The organism is Methylobacterium sp. E-016, assembly GCF_022829745.1.
Classification (GTDB): domain Bacteria; phylum Pseudomonadota; class Alphaproteobacteria; order Rhizobiales; family Beijerinckiaceae; genus Methylobacterium.
This window is the reverse complement of the sequence record NZ_JAKSYF010000042.1, coordinates 39,902-59,653: the sequence shown is the minus strand read 5'-3', so window position 1 is coordinate 59,653 and position 19,752 is coordinate 39,902. Positions and strand designations below refer to the sequence as shown.

Sequence of the window (19,752 nt, the reverse complement as noted above, 5' to 3'; positions counted from 1 at the left end):
GGGCGCGGCATCATCGATCGCCGGCCCCGACGGCGCGTCGGCTCGAGATCCACACGATCAGGCGCCACGCCGATCCCTGGTCAAGATCACCCCCGTCATGCCGTCGAGGGTCCCGATGAAATCGATGCCGGCGCCTTCCAGGGCTCGACGCATCGCCGAGCGGGTTCGCGGCTGCACCGTCCCGACCTCCTCCTCCAGGCGCCGGATGCTCGAGACCGAGACGCCGGCGGCCCGAGCCAGATCCACGACGGACCAGCGCAGCATCGCGCGGGCTCCGCGCACGAGCGTCCCGGTGATCTCAGGCGACGAGAATCGACCGCTGGGCGGCATCTTCTGCATGATCCCGATCCACTCGCGCACCGAACCATCGGCATCGTGGAGGGGTATGGTGTGGTTGCTGTACCAATGGACCGTGCCGTCCGCGCAGAGAACGCGGTGATCCGCCTCGTAAGGCGTGCCGTGCTCCATCGCCGTTCGCCATGCCGTCTCGATCCGTGCCCGATCCTCCGGGTGGATCGCGGCGAGCCAACCGTCGCCCTGCATCTCCGGGCCCGTCTGCCCGGTCAGGACCTGCCATGTCGGGCTTGGCCGCGCCTTCCCGTCCGGAGCCGTCGTCCAGACCACGGCCGCGATGGCATGAACGAGGCCGCGATAGCGTGCGGTGCTCTGCTCGGCGAGCAGACGCGCCTCGTGCGGGCCGGTCACGTCGAAGGCGATGCCCTCGGCACGCATCGGCCGATGGGCGTCGTCGAGAACGATCTGGGCCTTGACCGAAACCCAGCGCACGGTGTGGTCGGGACGCACAAGCCGGACCGTGCGGTCGATCGCCCGGCCGCTGTAGAGCATGTCGAACAGCTCGCCGAGGGCTTCGCGATCGTCCGGGTGGAGAAGTCGGTCGAGCAGGCCGAGGAGGCTCTCGTCCGAAGGCAGGCCGGTGATGTGGGCGAGACCCAGCGAGCCGCTCATTTCGCCGGTCCGCAGGTTGAGGGACCAGACGCCGACCTGGCCGGTCGCCTCGAGAAGGTTGAGCAACTGGTAGGAGGATGCATGGCGTCGGGCGGGCATCGCCCGACTTGGCCAGACGCTCCGTCGGAACGCAACGTCGAGCCGGGGCGAAAGAGTGCAGATCGCTCTTTTATTCATCGCTCGAAGTCGAACCGAGCGGTTTGCGCTCTCGGACGGTGTCGTTCGCAAGCCGGAAACGCGCATTGTGAGACGTGTGGTCAATCATGCATCCATGAAACTCTCCTATCTTCCGAGACGTCCGTGATGGTCGTCGCGATGTCGCGTCGTAGGTCTGTCGTCCGGATTGTTGATGTTCTCAAGAATTCGGGGGATTTGTCATCATGCGTTGGACGATCGGAAAGAAACTTGGTGCTTCGGGCGTGATCGGAGTCCTGCTCGCCACGGCCCTCGTCATGAACCAGTGGATCAGCGCCCAGCATATCATCGACGCCAACGCCGCGGCCGGACGCGAGCAGATCATCCTTGCAGGCATCCAGCAGACCCGCCTCTCGCACGCGGAGCTTCAAGCGGCGGTCGGCGACATCCGCACCGCGGAAACCGCCGAGCAGGTCGCCCGCGTCGCCGAGCGCATCCGCGCCGGCAAGGCTACCGGCGCAGCGGCGCTCGACGAGCCGATCCGGATCGCGCTGATCCCGGGCGTTCTTCAGGACCTTCGGACGAATCTCGTCACCTATGCCGACCTCGCGGCATCGCTGGCCGACGTCATCCGCTTCGAGAATGGCGCGCGGTCCGTCGACGGGAACAGGCTGTCGCGGATCGTCGCCGAGCAGCAGCGCGTGAACACGCTGTTGAACGAGGCGGGAACGGAATCGGTCGCCAATGCCCAGCGCTTCGCGGACGAGGCGCGGCGGAACACGGTCGCGACCGCCGAGTCCGCCAACCGGATCGGGCTCGCCATCGGCGGCACCGTCGTCCTCGTCCTGATCGGCTCGGCCGTGTTCTCGGCCCTCATGATCGGCCGCCCGATCCGCCAGCTCGCCGCCTGCGTGAGCGCCATCGCGCGGGGCGACACGGCGGCCGAGGTGCCCGCGACCCGGCGCGGCGACGAGCTGGGGGCGATGGCCGTCTCGGTGCAGGTGTTCAAGGAGAACTTGATCCGCACGGAGGCCTTGGAGGAGGAGATGTCCCAGGGGCGGCTGGCGGCGGAGCGGCAGCGCCAGGCCGGGATGCGGCAGATGGCCGACGCCTTTGAAGCGGCCGTCGGCGGCATCGTCGGGCAGGTCTCGTCGGCGGCCACCGAGTTGCAGGCGACGGCCCAGCAGATGACCGCGACCGCCGGCGACACGGCGGCGCAGTCGGGCACCGTGGCAGCGGCGGCCACGCAGGCGGCGGACAACGTGAGCACGGTGGCCATCGCTGCCGAGCAACTCGGATCCTCGGTGCAGGAGATCGGACGGCAGATGTCCAGCTCGTCCGAGCTGGCGCGAGCCGCCGTGGTGGACGCCGATCAGACGGCGCGGCTTGTGCAGGAGCTCAGCCACGCCGCCGAGCAGATCGGGGCCATGGTCGGGATGATCTCCAACATCGCCTCGCAGACCAACCTGCTCGCTCTGAACGCCACGATCGAGGCCGCGCGTGCCGGTGAGGCTGGCCGCGGCTTCGCGGTCGTCGCGACGGAGGTGAAGGAGTTGGCCGGCCAGACGGCCAAGGCCACCGAGGAGATCAGCCAGCGCATCGGGCACGTGCAACACGTGACCGATCAGGCCGTGAGCGCGATCGGCGGCATCACGACCCGGATCCGCGAGATCAACGCGGTGGCCGCGACGATCGCGGCGGCCGTCGAGGAGCAGGGAGCGGCGACCCAGGAGATCGTGCGCAACGTTGCGCAGGCCTCGGCCGGTGCGAGCGAGGTCACGGCCCACATCGCGGGCGTGGCGCGCGCGTCGGAGGACACGGGCGCTGCCGCGACCCAGGTCCTGGCGTCGAGTTCCGAGCTGTCGCGCCAATCCGAACGCCTCGGCGCAGAGGTCGCGCACTTCCTGGCCACCGTCCGCGCCGCCTGAAACCCCGTCGACGCGTTCGTCGGCCCGTTTCCCTCATCCTCGCGGTGCCGCTTCGGCGGCTGCGAAGGATGAGGGGGACGAACGATCGTCGGAAGACCGACGCTTTCAGGGTCGAATGGCCGCCCGTCATCCGTCGCAGGACCGCCGTCGCGCCATGCCTGGCACTGGAGACCGCCGGCGCTCGGGAGGTTTTGCGGGAGGCTCTTAGACGCGGCGCGGCCGCTCCGCTATGGTCGCCCGCGGGCTCAGACCCGCGGCACCGGAGGGCGCATGAGACGCGACGCGACAAACCGAGCCGACGCGGCAGCCGCCAAGGCGCGCCGCCTCGTTCTGGCGCTCGGGGCCGGCCTCGCGCTTCCGCTCGTCCTCCTGCCGCCGTCGCCGGCCGAGGCGCAGTGGGGCGACAGCTACGACCAGCCGCGCCGACGCGGCCGCGACGCCTATTACCGCGAGGACGACGGCTATGCCCGCGCGCCGCGCCGCGCCGCGCCGGAGCCCGAGCAGCGCCAGTTCTACTGGCCGTGGGAAGACCGGCCGAGCCCGCCGGAGCCGCGGCAGGCGGCCCCGACCTATCGCCCGCCGCGTGTGCGCCCGCCCGCCAGCGCGGAGACCGGCCGCCAGCTTCGGCGTCCGCAGACCCGGCCGGCCCCCACTGTCGCGGCGCCGGCGCCGGCCGTGAAGAAGACCGAGGCGAAGGTCCAGATCGCGGTGTTCGGCGATTCGCTGGCCGACCATCTCAGCCGCGGGCTGGACGACGTGTTCGAGGACACCGCCGACGTCGCGGTGATCGATCGCGCCAAGGCCGACAGCGGCCTCGTGCGCAGGGACGTCGTCGATTGGCCGAAGGCCGCCGAGGACTACCTGAAGGCGAACCCGAAGGTCGGCTATGCCGTGGTCATGCTCGGCGCCAACGATCGCCAGCCGATGCGCGACGGGGACCAGACCCTCGATCCGCTCTCCGACCGCTGGCGCGAGGTCTACCGCACCCGCGTGGACGCCCTGGTGAAGGTCTTCACCGACCGGAAGATCCCGCTCGTCTGGGTCGGCGCCCCGCCGATGCGCAGCGAGAGCCTGACGCGCGACCTCGGCAGCCTCAACGAGATCGTCCGGGATGCCGTCACCAAGGCGGGGGGCACCTACGTCGATGTCGGGCCGGGCTTCTCCGACGACCGCAACCACTACACCGCCACGGGACCGGACCTCGACGGGCAGAGCGCCAAGCTCCGCACCGCCGACGGCGTGCACTTCACCCATGCCGGCGCCCGCAAGCTCGCGCATTTTGCCGACGTGGAGCTGAAGCGCCTGATGGGTGCGACGGCGCCCACCGCGCCCGAGCAGCCGGCCGCCGCCGTCTCGGCCCTGCCCGCGACGCCGCTCGACGGGGCACCGACGACGACCCTCGACGACGTCACCGCGATCGACCGGCAGATCACGGCGATGCTGCCGAGCCTGCCCGAGCCGCCCGGCGTCCCGGCCCTCCCCGTCAAGCCGGCGGCGGGGCCGGTCGTCCCGCTCGGCCGGATCGAGCTGTCGCCCGGCGGCGTCCTGGTCAGCGGCCGACCGCGCGACGGCGACGCCACCGGCACGGTCGAGCGCGCGCTCCAGCGCGGGGCGGCACCGCTGCCGCAGCCCGGCCGCGCCGACGATTTCCGCTGGCCGCCGGGCTGAACGCCCGGCGAAAACCTCAGCGCGGGAGGATCGAGGCACCCATCAGCGTCTCGTCGATCGAGCGGGCGGCCTGACGGCCCTCGCGGATCGCCCAGACGACGAGGGACTGGCCGCGCCGCATGTCGCCGGCCGCCCAGATCTTCGGGTCGGAGGTGCGGTAATCCTCCTCGTTGGCGGTGACGTTGCCGCGCTTGTCGACCGTGATGCCGGACTGCTCGAGCAGACCCTTTTGGATCGAGCCGGCGAAGCCGATCGCCATGAAGACGAGGTCGGCCGGCAGCACGAACTCGCTGCCCTCGATCGGCTGGCGCTTGGCGTCGACGCGCGCGCAGACGACGCCGGTGAGCCGGCCCTTCTTGTTGCCTTCGAGCCGGAGCGTCGCCGCCTGGAACTCGCGCTCGGCGCCCTCGGCCTGGCTCGACGAGGTCCGCATCTTGGTCGGCCAGTACGGCCAGACCGAGAGCTTGTCCTCGCGCTCGGGGGGGCGCGGCCGGATGTCGAGCTGCGTCACCGACAGGGCGCCCTGCCGGAAGGCGGTTCCGACGCAATCGGACGCGGTGTCGCCGCCGCCGATCACCACCACGTTCTTGCCCGATGCCAGGATCGGCGCCTCGCCGTTGCCGCGCATCGGCTCGGCGCCGACGCGGCGGTTCGACTGGATCAGGTAGGGCATCGCGTAGTGCACGCCCTCCATCTCCTGCCCCGGCAGCTGCGGGTTGCGCGGGTCCTCGGCGCCGCCGGAGAACAGCACCGCGTCGAACTCCGCGGTCAGCTCCTCGACCGGCTTCGTCACGCCGACGTTCTGGTTGTAGTGGAAGACCACGCCCTCGGCTTCCATCTGCTTCACGCGTCGGTCGATGTGGCGCTTCTCCATCTTGAAGTCGGGGATGCCGTAGCGGAGCAGGCCGCCGGCCTTCGGCTCGCGCTCGTAGACGTGCACCGCGTGCCCGACCCGGGCGAGCTGCTGCGCCGCCGCGAGGCCGGCCGGGCCCGACCCGATCACCGCGACCTTCTTGCCGGTGCGGATCGACGACGGCTCGGGCTTGACCCAGCCCATGTTCCAGGCGCGGTCGGCGATGGCCTGCTCGATCGTCTTGATCGCGACGGGCTGGTTCTCGAGGTTCAGCGTGCAGGCTTCCTCGCACGGCGCCGGGCAGATGCGGCCTGTGAATTCCGGGAAGTTGTTGGTGGAGTGCAGGTTGCGCGCCGCCTCCTCCCAATCCGACTGGAACACGAGGTCGTTCCAGTCCGGGATCTGGTTGTGCACCGGGCAGCCGGTCGGCCCGTGGCAGAACGGGATGCCGCAATCCATGCAGCGGGCGGCCTGCTTCTTCAGGTCGTGCTCGTCGAGCGGCAGGGTGAACTCGCGGAAGTGCCGCACGCGGTCGGCCGCGAGCTGGTACTTCTGGTCCTGCCGGTCGAATTCGAGGAAGCCGGTGATCTTGCCCATCGGGATGCTCAGCGTCGGTAGCGAAAAATCGGTGGTGCCGCGATCGGGTCAGCGACCGGCGGCGGTGGCGATAGCGTCGGGTTCGATCCGGAACGCGACCTTGCATCGGTCGAGCCAATCCCGGATCGCGGGCCTCGCGGCCAGATCGAATCCACCCTCGTCGGCCCACTGGGTGTAGGCGAACAGGGCGACGTCGGCGATGGTCGCGTCGTCGCCTACGAACCAGCCCGTTCCGGCGAGATGCCGCTCCATCAGGTCGAGCGCCGCCTCGCCGCGCGCGACCCTGGCCGGATCGCGGGCCTCGCGCCGCACGCCGCGGAACTTCATCTCCGCCCGGCAGACCGCGACCGCCGGCTCGTGGCTGTACTGCTCCCAGAACAGCCACTGGTCGACCGTCGCCGCCGCGAAGGCATCGTCCGGCAGCAACGCGCTGCCGCGGGCGAGGTAGCGGATGATCGCGTTCGACTGCGCGAGCCGACGCCCGTCCGCGAACGCCACGCCCGGGATCTGGCCCGCCGGAAACAGGCCGAGGTAGGCGGGCGTCCGGCTCTCGCCCTTCAGCGCGTCGACCTGAACCCATTCGTAGGCGAGGCCGAGCCGATCGGCGACGATCTTGATCTTCAGGCAATTGCCCGAGGTGAGATCGCCGTAGATCCGCATGGCGGCAGGTGGGATCGTCGCAAGCGTCGCCGTCATGTCGTCCCCCCTCGCGATGTCCGCCATCGCTCGCGTGTTTCGTCCGGGCCGTCCGTCGGCCGGCTCAGAGCCGGTCGGAATGCTCGCGCAACCATTCCTTGAGCGCGGTCTCGATCCGTATCTGCCAGCCTGGCCCTCCGGCTCGGAACCGCTCGACGAGATCGGTGGGAAGCACCAACCGTTCAGTCTTGCCGGGACGGTGCCCGCGCTCGATCAGGCGGCCGCCGACGAAACGATCGGCCTTCTCGAACCAAGCCTCGTCCAGTTCCGGCGCGTCGTCCGGATCCCAGCCGATCTCGTCGGGGTTCAGCGGTCGGTCAGCCGCGTTCGCGATAGCGCGCTTGCTCTCGGTCATTGGCCTTCCTCATGCTGATGATCCGGCGAGTATGATCCCGTTCGGTCCAAACGACGACCACCATCCGTCCGTCGAGCATTCCCACCGTGATCGATCGCGCCTCGCGGTAGTCCATTCTCTCGTCCCTGAAGGTCGTCACCGCGGCGGCGAAGACTTCAGGGGTGCGTGCGAAATCGAAGCCCCTCTCGCGCAACGTCACCAGACGCTTCGCGGGATCGAACGTGATCTCCATCGACCGGCACGAGGCCGGCGCGCGCCTACTCGGCCGCCACCGGCATCCGTGCCATCTCCATTTCGCGCAACGCCCGGCGGTACTCCACCGGCATCACCTTGACGAACTTGGTGCGGTAGCCCGCCCAGTCGTCGAGGATCGCCTTGGCACGCGGGCTGCCCGTATACTTCAAGTGATTGGTGATGAGCTGCGACAGGCGCTCCTCGTCGTGGCCGGACATGTCGGCGAGGATGTCGACGCGGCCCTTGGTCTCCAGGTCGCCGTCCTGGTGGAAGCGGCGCATCAGGTCGTCCTCCTCCTCGACCGGCTCGAGATCGACCATCGAGAGGTTGCAGCGGGCCGAGAACGAGCCGTCCTCGTCGAGCACGTAGGCGATGCCGCCGGACATGCCGGCGGCGAAATTGCGGCCCGTCTCGCCGATCGACACGACCACGCCGCCGGTCATGTACTCGCAGCCATGGTCGCCCATGCCCTCGACGACGGTGATCGCACCGGAGTTGCGCACGGCGAAGCGCTCGCCGGCCGAGCCGCGGACGTAGCACTCGCCGGCGATGGCACCGTAGAGCACGGTGTTGCCGACCATGATGGTCCTGTCGGCGGGCGCCTTCAGCGCGTCGCTCGGCCGGATGATCAGCTTGCCGCCCGACAGGCCCTTGCCGACGTAGTCGTTGCCGTGGCCGGTGAGCTCGATCGTCACGCCGGCCGCGACCCAGGCGCCGAAGCTCTGGCCGGCCGTGCCGGAGAGCTTCACCACGATGGTGTCGTCGGGCAGGCCCTCGTGGCCGTGCGCCTTGGCGACGGCGCCCGAGAGCATCGCGCCCGCGGTGCGGTCGGAATTGCGGATCACGTCGTGGAGCACCACCGGCTCGCCGGTGTCGATCGCGTTCTGCGCGCCGGCGATCAGGCGCCGGTCGAGGACGTGGTCGATCGGGTGCTTCTGCGTCTCGACCCAGCGGATGGCGACCTCCGGCCCGACGTCGGGACGGTGGAACAGCTTCGAGAAGTCGAGCCCGCGCGCCTTCCAGTGCTGGATCGCCTCGACCTTGTCGAGGAAGTCGGAACGCCCGACGAGGTCCTCGAGCTTGGTGAAGCCCATCGCCGCGATCAGCTCGCGCAGCTCCTCGGCGACGTAGAAGAAGTAGTTCACCACGTGCTCGGGGGTGCCCTTGAAGCGCTTGCGCAGCACCGGGTCCTGGGTCGCGACGCCGACCGGGCAGGTGTTGAGGTGGCACTTCCGCATCATGATGCAGCCGGCCGCGATCAGCGGCGCGGTCGAGAAGCCGAACTGGTCGGCGCCGAGCAGGGCCGCGATCAGCACGTCGCGGCCGGTGCGGATGCCGCCGTCGGCCTGCAGCGCGACGCGGCCGCGCAGGTGGTTCATCACCAGCGTCTGCTGCGTCTCGGCGAGGCCGGTCTCCCACGGGCCGCCGGCATGCTTGAGCGAGGTCAGCGGCGCCGCGCCGGTGCCGCCGTCGAAGCCCGAGATGGTGATGTGGTCGGCCCGCGCCTTGGCGACGCCGGTCGCGACCGTGCCGACGCCGACCTCGGAGACGAGCTTGACCGAGACGTCGGCCGCCGGGTTCACGTTCTTCAGGTCGAAGATCAGCTGTGCCAGATCCTCGATCGAGTAGATGTCGTGGTGCGGCGGCGGCGAGATCAGGCCGACGCCGGGCGTGGCGTAGCGGACCTTGGCGATCTTGGCGTCGACCTTGTGGCCGGGCAGCTGTCCGCCCTCGCCGGGCTTGGCGCCCTGCGCGACCTTGATCTGCATCATGTCGGCGTTGACGAGGTACTCGGTCGTGACGCCGAAGCGGCCCGATGCGACCTGCTTGATCGACGAGCGGCGCGAGCGACCGTCCGGCAGCGGCTTGAAGCGCTCGACCTCCTCGCCGCCCTCGCCCGAGTTCGAGCGGCCGCCGAAGGAGTTCAGGGCGATCGCCAGGGTCTCGTGCGCCTCCTTCGAGATCGAGCCGTAGGACATCGCGCCGGTGGCGAAGCGCTTGACGATGTCGGCGGCCGGCTCGACGCTCTCCACGGGCACCGGCTCGCGTCCGATCTCGCCGGCGAGCTTGATCCGGAACAGGCCGCGCAGGGTCTTGAGCTGCTGCTCCTGGTCGTTCACCAGCTTGGCGTATTCGCGGTAGCGCTCGGGCACGCCCAGGCGCACCGCATGCTGCAGCGTCGCGACGGTGTCCGGGGTCCAGGTATGGGCCTCGCCGCGGAGCCGGTAGGCGTACTCGCCGCCGACATCGAGGGCGTTGCGATAGATCGGCGCGTCGCCGAACGCGTCGGCGTGGCGGCGCACGGTCTCCTCGGCGATCTCGGCCATGCCGACGCCCTCGACCATCGTCGCGGTGCCGAAGAAGTCGCGCGCGACGAAGGCCGAGTTCAGCCCGATCGCGTCGAAGATCTGCGCGCCGCAATAGGACTGGTAGGTCGAGATGCCCATCTTCGACATGACCTTCAGCAGGCCCTTATCGATCGACTTGATGTAGCGGTAGATGATCTCCTCGTCGACGAGGTCCGGCGGGAACTCGTGCTTCATCGCCACCAGCGTCTCGAAGGCGAGATACGGGTTGATCGCCTCGGCGCCGTAGCCGGCCAGGCACGCGAAGTGATGGATCTCGCGCGGCTCGCCCGATTCGACCACGAGCCCGACCGAGGTGCGCAGCCCCTTGCGGATCAGGTAGTTGTGCACGGCCGCCGTGGCCAGCAGCGCCGGGATCGGGATGCGGTCGGGGCCGACCGCGCGGTCGGACAGGACGATGATGTTGTAGCCGCCGCGCACCGCGACTTCCGCGCGGTCGCAGAGCCGGTCGAGCGCGCCGTTCATCGCCGCCGCGCCGGTCTCGGCCGGGTAGGTGATGTCCAGCGTCTTGGTGTCGAAGCGGTCCTCGAAATGGCCGATCGAGCGGATCTTCTCGAGATCCGTGTTGGTCAGGATCGGCTGGCGGACTTCCAGGCGCTTGCGGCGCGAGGCACCTTCCATGTCGAGCAGGTTCGGGCGCGGGCCGATGAACGAGACGAGGCTCATCACGGCCTCCTCGCGGATCGGGTCGATCGGCGGGTTGGTGACCTGCGCGAAGTTCTGCTTGAAGTACGTGTAGAGCGACTTCGACTTGTCGGACAGAGCGGAGAGCGGCGTGTCGGTGCCCATCGAGCCGACAGCCTCCTGGCCGGTCACGGCCATCGGCGCCATGAGCAGCTTGAGGTCTTCCTGGCTGTAGCCGAAGGCCTGCTGCCGATCGAGCAGCGACACGTCGGTGCGGCTCTCGCGGGCGGTGACCGGCTTGAGGTCCTCGAGCACGATCTGGGTGTTCTTCACCCACTCCGCGTAGGGGTGCGCGGCGGCGAGCTCGCCCTTGATCTCCTCGTCGTCGACGATGCGGCCCTTCTCGAGGTCGATCAGCAGCATCCGGCCCGGCTGCAGGCGCCAGGACTGGACGATCTTCTCGTCCGGGATCGGCAGGACGCCCATCTCCGAGGCGAGCACGACGAGGCCGTCGTCGGTGACGACGTAGCGGGCGGGGCGGAGGCCGTTGCGGTCGAGGGTCGCGCCGATCTGGCGGCCGTCGGTGAAGGCGACGGCGGCGGGCCCGTCCCACGGCTCCATCAGCGCGGCGTGGTACTCGTAGAACGAGCGCCGATCCTCGCCCATCAGCGGGTTGCCGGCCCAGGCCTCGGGGATGAGCATCATCATCGCGTGGGCCAGCGGGTAGCCGCCCATCACGAGGAACTCGAGCGCGTTGTCGAAGCACGCGGTGTCGGACTGGCCCTCGTAGGAGATCGGCCAGATCTTCGAGATGTCGTTGCCGAACAGCTCCGAATCGACGCTCGCCTGGCGGGCCGACATCCAGTTCACGTTGCCGCGCAGCGTGTTGATCTCGCCGTTATGCGCCACCATCCGGTAGGGGTGCGACAGGCGCCAGGTCGGGAAGGTGTTGGTGGCGAAGCGCTGGTGCACCAGCGCGATCGCCGAGACGAAGCGCTGGTCCTTCAGGTCGAGGAAGTAGTTCCCGAGCTGGTTCACCAGGACCATGCCCTTGTAGACGATGGTCCGGCTCGACACGGAGACGGGGTAGAACTCCATCACCCGCGGGTCCTTCAGGCCGTAGACGCGGCCGGAGATCACCTTGCGGGCGACGTAGATGCGCCGCTCGAACGCGTCGCCGTCGGCCGCCGAGGCCGGGCGCCCGATGAAGAGCTGGCGGTGATGCGGCTCGGTCGCCTTCACGGCGATGCCGAGATCCTCGGGGTCGACCGGCACGTCGCGCCAGCCGAGCAGGGGCAGCCCTTCCGACGCGAGCGCTTCCTCGACGATGCCTTCGATGATCGCGCGCGGCTCGTCCGCCTTCGGCATGAACAGCTGCGCGATGGCGTAGTCGCCGGCCGGGGGCAGCTCGAAGCCGAGGCGCGAGCATTCCTCGGCGAAGAAGGCGTGCGGGATCTGCGTGAGGATGCCGCAGCCGTCGCCCATCTTCGGGTCGGCTCCGACCGCGCCGCGGTGGTCGAGGTTCTCCAGGATCTTCAGGCCCTGCTCGACGATGGCGTGGGTGCGCCGGTCGTGCATGTCGGCGACGAAGCCGACGCCGCAGCCGTCCCGCTCGTTGCGGGGATCGTAGGCGCCCTGCGCCACCGGCATCGCCGGATCGCGCACCACCAGCGGCGCGACGCCGTCGCGGGCCGCCGGCGCCGTGTCGGCGTTGAGGTTCCCGCTCACGGCCATGTCCGCATTCCCGAAAGCCGCCATGCCCACCATCCCCGAAAGATCGACCAGACCCGTTCGAACGCCCATGCCCGCCAGGCGAGCATGTTTCATGCCCGGCGCTCAAGCGAGGCCGGGCCAGTCATCTTGTCTCGTCGGGTCTCAGGAGGGTCCTCGGTGGAGGAAGCGCCCGCTACCCGCGGGCTCGCACCGGCCCGATGTCAGCCGGCGTGGGCCCGGATCGCCTCTGCGGCGACCGGCTTGCGATCTCGTTTCGACGTCACGATGGTCACGTCCCGAAACCCTCTGCCCAGGCCTGAACGGCCCCACCGCGCGGCATCGTTCGCACGCGCGCACCGGAAATGGGACAGTCATACTGTCCTAACGCTGCAAACTGGCAGATTTCAAAAATTCCAGCAAGGGCCCCGCGGGACCAAAAGCGGCGTTTTGATGCCGCATCCCATGACGGATCCCATGTCCGGTCCCATGTCCGCCCCCACGCCGGATCGGCAGGCGAGCCAATTCCCCGTCGTGCGAGGGGCGATGCGAACGGAGGGATCGGCGTCGAGATCGGCCCTTCGCCGCCCGCTTTCTCCCGCAATTGCGCCCAAATCCTCCGCTCAAAGGCGAGCGCCGAGCACAAGCGGCATGCGGGGCAACGACCCTGCCGGAATGGCCGAAGGACACGCGGGACGCGGTCCTTCGGCGCGGGGCCCGGGGCGGATCGTCGGCAGGTCCCGATCGGGACTCCCCGGCGCGGGGCGAGCGCCTGCGGAGATTTCGGGCGATCTTGAGAATGCGACCGGGAGGTCAGCCGTGAACCGATCCTATCGTCGTCTCCGTGCGGGCCTCGCCGCCTGCGCCCTGCTGATCGGTGCCGCCGACGCGGCGCGGGCGCAATACGCGTACGACGAGGCGATCATGCCGCCGCGCGCCGTCGCATGGCGCCTGAGCGAGCGCGGCTTCAGCGGCATGAGCCGCCCGCGCTTCGACGGACGCGCCTACATCGTCGAGGCCTTCAACCCGATGGGCGCCCGCGTGCGCCTGTTCGTCGATGCCCGGGACGGCGCGATCCTCGGCCGCCAGCGCCTCGATGACGGCCCGATCGCCCTTGCCCGCCCGGCGCCCGGCTACGGCTGGACCGAGGAGGACGAGATGCCGCGCCAGCCGATGCGGCAGGCCGAGCGCCTGATCCCGCCGGCCGACATCCCGTTGCCCGAGGCGCGTGGAATGCCCCTGCGCCGAGCGCCGGCCGAGGCCGATTATGCCCGACCCGACGGATCGAACGGCATGCCGGGGCGCACGCTTGCGGACCCGAACCCGCAGGGCATCAACCCCGATCGGCGCGGCCCCGCCGAATCGCCGCGCAAGCTCGCCCGCGTCGCCAACCCGCCACGGTTGTCCGACACCAAAGCGCTCGACGAGAAGGCGCGCGATGGCAAGGCGATCGAAGGAAAAGCGCACGCGCGCACCGTTCCCGAGGCGCCCAAGCTCCGCCCGGTGGACGCCGCCAAGCCCGAGGCGAAGCCGGAGGCTCCCGTCGCCGCCGTGGATCAGCCGAAGGCCGCGCCGGTTTCCGGCGTCATGCCGACTCCGGCAGCGGTCCAGCCGCCCGCCGACGGGACCTTGGCCAAGTCGGTCGAATCGAAGGCGAGCGAATCGAAGGCGGCGGACGTGAAGACCTCGGAGGTCAAACCCGCCGACCAGAGCTGGAAGAATCCGCCCGAGGCCAAGCGCAACGTCCGCGTCATCGGTGGCGCGACCCTCGTGCCGGGCGCGCCGGACAAGGACGCGCCGACACCCTGATCGGCCGCTACCCTGCGCGGCCGACCACGCGCTCGTCCCCGCAGAACAGCGTGAACGAATCGGCCCGGGCGATGGCGCAGAGCGTCATGTCGTGCAGGCGCGCCCGCTCGATCGCGAGCGAGGTCGGGGCCGAGATCGCGACCAGGACCGACGCGCCGAAATGCGCAGCCTTCTCGACCATCTCGAACGAGCACCGGCTGGTGATCACGAGGAAGCCCGCGGCCGGGTCGGTTCCCGTCCGGATCAGCGCCCCGATCAGCTTGTCCAGCGCGTTGTGCCGGCCGACATCCTCGCGGACCGCCACGAGGCTCCCGTCGAGGCGCGCCCAGGCGGCGGCGTGCACGGCCCGCGTCTCGCGCCCGAGCACCTGGGAATCGCCGAGATCCGACAAGGCCCGCGCGATCGCCTCCGCCCCGACGCGCACGCGGCCCGACGCGGCCCGGGTCTCGGCCCGCGGCAGGGCGGCGAGATCCTCGATCCCGCAGACGCCGCAGCCGGTGCGCCCGCTGATCGCGCGCTTGCGGGCGAGATGCTCGCGCAGGCGCCCGGGCGCCAAATCCACCAGCAGGCGCAGCCCGCCGTCGCCCGGCTCGACCGCGGCGCCGCGAATCTCGTCGGCCGCCGCGACGATGCCTTCGGTCAGGCTGAAGCCGTAGGCGAAATCCTCCAGGTCGGCCGGCGTCGCCATCATCACCGCATAGGGCACGCTGCCGTAGACGAGGTTCACCGGCATCTCGACGGCGAGCGCGCGGTGATCGTCGCGCGGCTCCGGCGCGGCGTAGGCGACGACGCGGGTCGCCACCTGCAAGGCCGTCTCCTGCAAGGCCGTCTCACGCAGGCCCGTCTCCGAAGTGGCCTGAACCGGCCGCCGTCCGTCCGTCATGGGCTGTTCCCGCCGCTCGACCCGAGCACGCCCTATAGCAGGCCGCGGGCCGAGCCGCCCCTGCGGCGATCGCCCGGGTGACGGAGCGGAGCGTCCGGAAAGCGTGCGATGCGACGCTTGTGCGGTTGCGCCTTTCACGACCTTGTGGTCTGACACCGCGATCGGATACCCGGGCCTCGCGCCTTCGGGGCGTCCATTCCGTCGAGCGACACCGCAAACCTCGTTCAAGCAAGATGCGGGCGGTCGACGTAGCGTAACGTGACCAAGGGGAGCCACGAGAGGCACATGCGGACGGCGCAGACGAAACACCGCTCCATGAGGGGGCTCGCCGCGTTCGGCGCGCTGCTCCTGACGTCGTCGCAGGCCCTGGCCGCCGGCATCGGCCAGCCCGAGCCCTGGCAGATGGACCGCCAGGTCCCCGTGACCGAGAACGCCCGCGACATCCTCCAGTTCGAGTCGTGGGTGCACTGGCTGTCGCTGGCCATCTGCGTGTTCGTGCTCGGCCTGATCCTGTGGTGCATCTACCGCTTCAGCGAGAAGCGGAACCCGACGCCCTCGAAAACCACCCACAACACCCTGATCGAGGTGGCCTGGACCATCGTCCCGGTGCTCATCCTCGTCGCCGTCGCGATCCCGTCGTTCCGCCTGCTGCGCGTCCAGCTGTCGGATCCGAAGTCCGACGTGATGATCAAGGTCACCGGCCACGCCTGGTACTGGTCCTACGAGTACCCCGCCGACCAGGGCGGCGGCTTCTCGTTCGATGCCAACATCGACGAGGACAAGCAGCCGCGGCTGCTGCAGACCGACAACGAGATGGTCGTTCCGGTGAACAAGATCGTCAAGATCCAGGTCACCGCCGCCGACGTCATGCATTCCTGGGCGATGCCGTCCTTCGGCTTCAAGATCGACGCCGTCCCCGGCCGCCTCAACCAGTTCTGGTTCAAGGCCGACCGCGAGGGCACCTATCACGGCCAGTGCTCCGAGCTCTGCGGCCAGCGCCACGCCTATATGCCGATCGTCGTCCGCGTCGTGAACGACGAGGCCTACGCAGCCTGGCTCGGCGAGGCCAAGACCAAGTACGCCCGCATCGACGACGGGTCCAAGCTCGCCGACGCCCGGTAGCGGGCGCGCCTCGGGCCGGCGCCGCGACGGCGCCGGCCCGACCCACCGAGATCTCGAGAGACACGCACAAGGCTCAGCTCAGATGGCAACCGCCGCAGCGCATGCAGGGGCCCACGAGGCCCACGACCACAAACCCTCGTTCTTTGCCCGCTGGTTCCTGTCGACGAACCACAAGGACATCGGCACGCTCTACCTGCTGTTCGCGTTCTGCGCGGGCATGATCGGTGCGTTCCTGTCCTTCGGCATCCGGATGGAGATGGAGGCGCCCGGCCTCCAGTACTTCTCCAATCCGCAGACCTACAACGTCTTCGTCACCGGCCACGGCCTCATCATGGTGTTCTTCATGGTGATGCCCGCGCTGATCGGCGGGTTCGGCAACTGGTTCGTGCCGCTGATGATCGGCGCGCCGGACATGGCCTTCCCGCGCATGAACAACATCTCGTTCTGGCTGACGGTGGCGGGCTTCTGCAGCCTGATCTGCTCGCTGTTCGTCGAGGGCGCGCCCGGCGCGTCCGGCGCCGGCACCGGCTGGACCGTCTACCCGCCGCTCTCCACCGCCGGCCATCCCGGCCCGGCCGTCGACTTCGCGATCTTCGCGCTGCACCTCTCTGGCGCCGGCTCGATCCTCGGGGCGATCAACTTCATCACGACCATCCTCAACATGCGCGCCCCCGGCATGACGCTGCACAAGATGCCGCTCTTCGCCTGGGCCGAGCTCGTCACCGCCTTCCTGCTGCTGCTGTCGCTCCCGGTCCTCGCCGGCGCGATCACCATGCTGCTCACCGACCGCAACTTCGGCACCACCTTCTTCGACCCGGCCGGCGGCGGCGACCCGATCCTGTACCAGCACCTGTTCTGGTTCTTCGGTCACCCCGAAGTGTACATCATGATCCTGCCGGCCTTTGGCATCGTCTCGCACATCATCGCCACGTTTTCGCGCAAGCCGGTCTTCGGCTACCTCGCGATGGCCTACGCGATGGTCGCGATCGGCGTCGTCGGCTTCGTCGTGTGGGCGCACCACATGTACACCGTCGGCCTGTCGCTGCAGACGCAGTCCTACTTCGTGTTCGCCACCATGGTGATCGCGGTGCCGACCGGCGTGAAGATCTTCTCCTGGATCGCGACGATGTGGGGCGGCTCGATCCGCTTCACCGCGGCGATGCACTGGGCGGTGGGCTTCATCTTCCTGTTCACGGTCGGCGGCGTCACCGGCGTCGTGCTCGCGAACTCGGCGGTCGATAAGTACCTGCACGATACCTACTACGTCGTCGCGCACTTCCACTACGTGCTCTCGCTCGGCGCCGTGTTCATCATCTTCGCCGGCATCTACTACTGGTTCCCGAAGATGACCGGCCACATCATCCCCGAATGGGCCGGCAAGCTGCACTTCTGGCTGGCCTTCATCGGCGCGAACATCCTGTTCTTCCCGATGCACTTCCTCGGGCTCGCTGGCATGCCGCGTCGCTACGCCGACTACCCGGAGGCGTTCGCGGGCTGGCACAAGGTCTCGACCTACGGCGGCCACATCTTCGGCCTCGGCATGATGGTGTTCGTGATCGGCGTCATCCTCGCCTTCCGCTCGAAGGAGCGGGCCGCGGACAACCCCTGGGGTCCCGGCGCGACCACCCTGGAGTGGACGCTGTCGTCGCCGCCACCCTTCCACCAGTTCGAGACACTGCCCCGCATCGTCGACGAGCCGGGTCACCACTAACAACTTCGCGGGGGCCGCATCGCGCGGCCCCCGCCCTTCCCCGGATCCTTCCCGCGAAGGGTCCCGGTAAGGGCGGTGCGACGGTCTGGTCTGAGCGGCGCTCGGCAGGCCCCCCCTTTTTCCGGCGTACGACGCCCGGACGTTTGGAACTGTTCCGGTTCGCGACCTCCCGTGCCGGATCGAGCGCTCCCGCCGCGCGGGCCCGAGCGCGAAAAGCAGAATGGTTACGGTGTCCATGACCACCCTGTCGAACAGCCTGCCCGCCGGCGCGACGCCGGTCTCGGTCGTCGGCGGAGACGTGCCCGACTACTTCGCCCTGCTGAAGCCGCGGGTGATGGTGCTGGTGATCTTCACCGCCCTCGTCGGCATGGTGGTGTCGCACGGTCACGTGCCGCCGGCCGTCGCGGTGATCTCGCTGCTAATGATCGCCATCGGCGCCGGCGCCTCGGGCTGCCTCAACATGTGGTGGGACGCCGACATCGACGCGATCATGACGCGCACCGCCAAGCGCCCGATCCCCGACGGCCGCATCCAGCCGAACGAGGCCCTGGCCTTCGGCCTCGTGCTCTCGGTCGGCTCGGTGATGGTACTCGGGCTTGCGGCGAACTGGCTCTCGGCCGGGCTGCTCGCCTTCACCATCGTGTTCTACGCGGTGATCTACTCGATGTGGCTCAAGCGGGCGACCGCGCAGAACATCGTCATCGGCGGCGCCGCCGGCGCCCTCCCCCCGGTGATCGGGCAGGCGGTGGTGACCGGTTCTGTCGGCATCGAGTCGCTCGTGCTGTTCGCGATCATCTTCATCTGGACGCCGCCGCACTTCTGGGCGCTCGCGCTGGTGAAGGCCGGCGAGTACGCCAAGGCCGGAATCCCGATGATGCCGAACACCGCCGGCCCGACCTCGACCCGCCGCCAGATCATCTACTACACGCTGCTGCTCGCGCCGCTCGGCCTCTTGCCGGTCTGGCTCGGCTTCGCCGGCCTGCTCTACGCGGTGGTCGGCGTGCTGGGCGGCCTCGGCATGCTGGCCTTCAGCGTGCAGGTCTATCGCAACCGCGAGGGCGAGGCCGAGAAGAAGGCCGCCATGGGGATGTTCGGCTTCTCGATCCTCTACCTGTTCGTTCTGTTCTCGGCGCTGCTCGCCGAGCAGAGCCTCGGCCTGTTCCGCCCGGTCTTCGCCTGATGGAATACGATCCGCACGGCTTTCCCAAGATCGAGATGCGCCCCCTCACCCCCGAGGAGGAGGCGCGCCGGCGCAAGCGCTCGATCGCGATCGCCCTGGCGCTCGGCGCCATGGTGCTGCTGTTCTTCGTCCTGACGATCGCCAAGCTCGGGCCGCAGATCCTGAACCGGCCGCTCTGATGAGCACACCGAACACCGACAGGACGATGCTGCGCACCGCCTTCGCCTGCGGCGGCATGGCCGTGGGCATGATCGGCCTCGCCTTCGCGTCGGTGCCGCTCTACGACGCGTTCTGCAAGGCGACCGGCTACGACGGCACGCCGCGCCAGGGCCCGGCGCTCACCGCCGGCGTCGCCACCGACGACAGCATGGTCGTCCACTTCGACACCAACGTGTCTTCCTCGCTGCCGTGGCGGTTCAAGGCCGAGTCGCGCCGGGTCGAGGCGCACCTCGGCGAGACGAAGACCGTCTTCTTCCAGGTCAAGAACACCGGCACGACGCCGTCCACCGGCGTGGCGACCTTCAACGTGCAGCCCGGGCTGATGGGCAGCTACTTCGTCAAGATCGAGTGCTTCTGCTTCAAGGAGCAGACGCTTCAGCCGGGCGAGACGCTCGACGTGCCGGTGGTGTTCTATATCGATCCCGAGGTGCGCAAGGATACGAACACCGCGCATCTCTCCGAGATGACGCTGTCCTACACCTACTTCGCCTCGAAGAACGGCGAGCCGGTCACGGCTGCGGTCGCCAACACGAGCACGCCCGGAAACAAGCGGGATTTCTGACCGCGCCGGGATTTCCCGGTGCGCGAAGCGTGACAACACGCGCCCGCCTCCGCTAAGGGTGCGGGTAGACCGGACGGGCCGGACGGCCCGAATTCGGCGTTCAGGGTAAGCGGACCGCGAGCCGGCGACGGCGC

At 69.4% G+C, this 19,752-nt stretch carries 15 protein-coding genes; 8 read left to right on the top strand and 7 right to left on the bottom strand.

Annotated elements, in window-relative coordinates; translation table 11 throughout:
- Nucleotides 1–57 precede the first annotated feature (57 nt).
- A complete protein-coding gene (locus MKK68_RS03465; protein ID WP_244028725.1) occupies nucleotides 58–1,065 on the bottom strand; it encodes a PAS domain-containing protein in 1,008 nt (335 codons plus the stop codon).
- A gap of 281 nt (nucleotides 1,066–1,346) precedes the next feature.
- Here MKK68_RS03465 and MKK68_RS03460 point away from each other — a divergent pair, with 281 nt between their 5' ends.
- Nucleotides 1,347–3,029 carry a methyl-accepting chemotaxis protein gene (locus MKK68_RS03460; protein ID WP_244028723.1) on the top strand — a complete coding sequence of 561 codons (1,683 nt, stop codon included), beginning with the start codon at nucleotides 1,347–1,349 and terminating at the stop codon, nucleotides 3,027–3,029.
- Nucleotides 3,030–3,299: 270 nt separating this feature from the next.
- A complete protein-coding gene (locus MKK68_RS03455) occupies nucleotides 3,300–4,697 on the top strand; it encodes a DUF459 domain-containing protein (protein WP_243989136.1) in 1,398 nt (465 codons plus the stop codon).
- A 16-nt stretch (nucleotides 4,698–4,713) separates the two neighbouring features.
- On the opposite strand, the gene MKK68_RS03450 is transcribed toward MKK68_RS03455, so the two are convergent.
- From MKK68_RS03450 to gltB, 5 genes are all read right to left on the bottom strand, one after another.
- Complete coding sequence (locus tag MKK68_RS03450) at nucleotides 4,714–6,147, bottom strand: glutamate synthase subunit beta (protein ID WP_147725179.1); 1,434 nt, start codon at nucleotides 6,145–6,147, stop codon at nucleotides 4,714–4,716.
- Nucleotides 6,148–6,195: 48 nt separating this feature from the next.
- Nucleotides 6,196–6,807 (bottom strand): glutathione S-transferase family protein, encoded by a 612-nt coding sequence (locus MKK68_RS03445; protein ID WP_243935535.1) that lies wholly within the window; start codon nucleotides 6,805–6,807, stop codon nucleotides 6,196–6,198.
- A 100-nt stretch (nucleotides 6,808–6,907) separates the two neighbouring features.
- A complete protein-coding gene (locus MKK68_RS03440; protein ID WP_244028721.1) occupies nucleotides 6,908–7,198 on the bottom strand; it encodes a BrnA antitoxin family protein in 291 nt (96 codons plus the stop codon).
- The gene (locus MKK68_RS03435) at nucleotides 7,161–7,430 is read right to left on the bottom strand and encodes a BrnT family toxin (protein WP_244028719.1); all 270 of its coding nucleotides are present in this window, start codon (nucleotides 7,428–7,430) and stop codon (nucleotides 7,161–7,163) included. The genes MKK68_RS03440 and MKK68_RS03435 overlap by 38 nt, the downstream gene beginning before the upstream one ends.
- A 25-nt stretch (nucleotides 7,431–7,455) precedes the next feature.
- Nucleotides 7,456–12,156 (bottom strand): glutamate synthase large subunit, encoded by a 4,701-nt coding sequence (gene gltB / locus MKK68_RS03430; RefSeq protein WP_244028717.1) that lies wholly within the window; start codon nucleotides 12,154–12,156, stop codon nucleotides 7,456–7,458.
- A 795-nt stretch (nucleotides 12,157–12,951) separates the two neighbouring features.
- Between gltB and MKK68_RS03425 the strand changes: the two genes are divergently transcribed.
- Nucleotides 12,952–13,941 (top strand): hypothetical protein, encoded by a 990-nt coding sequence (locus MKK68_RS03425; protein WP_244028715.1) that lies wholly within the window; start codon nucleotides 12,952–12,954, stop codon nucleotides 13,939–13,941.
- Nucleotides 13,942–13,948: 7 nt separating this feature from the next.
- Here MKK68_RS03425 and fdhD read toward each other — a convergent pair whose 3' ends face one another.
- Entirely contained in the window at nucleotides 13,949–14,824 is an 876-nt protein-coding gene (gene fdhD, locus MKK68_RS03420; protein ID WP_244028713.1) for a formate dehydrogenase accessory sulfurtransferase FdhD, read from the bottom strand.
- Nucleotides 14,825–15,109: 285 nt separating this feature from the next.
- On the opposite strand from fdhD, the gene coxB reads away from it, so the two are divergent.
- From coxB to MKK68_RS03395, 5 genes are all read left to right on the top strand, one after another.
- Entirely contained in the window at nucleotides 15,110–15,946 is an 837-nt protein-coding gene (coxB, locus tag MKK68_RS03415; protein WP_147725192.1) for a cytochrome c oxidase subunit II, read from the top strand.
- Nucleotides 15,947–16,028: 82 nt separating this feature from the next.
- A complete protein-coding gene (gene ctaD / locus MKK68_RS03410; protein WP_147725193.1) occupies nucleotides 16,029–17,657 on the top strand; it encodes a cytochrome c oxidase subunit I in 1,629 nt (542 codons plus the stop codon).
- 235 nt (nucleotides 17,658–17,892) lie between these two features.
- The gene (locus MKK68_RS03405) at nucleotides 17,893–18,837 is read left to right on the top strand and encodes a heme o synthase (RefSeq protein ID WP_243935525.1); all 945 of its coding nucleotides are present in this window, start codon (nucleotides 17,893–17,895) and stop codon (nucleotides 18,835–18,837) included.
- Nucleotides 18,837–19,016, top strand: coding sequence for a hypothetical protein (locus MKK68_RS03400; protein WP_147725195.1), 180 nt, complete (start codon nucleotides 18,837–18,839; stop codon nucleotides 19,014–19,016). The genes MKK68_RS03405 and MKK68_RS03400 overlap by 1 nt, the downstream gene beginning before the upstream one ends.
- Complete coding sequence (locus MKK68_RS03395) at nucleotides 19,016–19,618, top strand: cytochrome c oxidase assembly protein (RefSeq protein ID WP_244028711.1); 603 nt, start codon at nucleotides 19,016–19,018, stop codon at nucleotides 19,616–19,618. The genes MKK68_RS03400 and MKK68_RS03395 overlap by 1 nt, the downstream gene beginning before the upstream one ends.
- The last annotated feature ends 134 nt before the right edge of the window (nucleotides 19,619–19,752 follow it).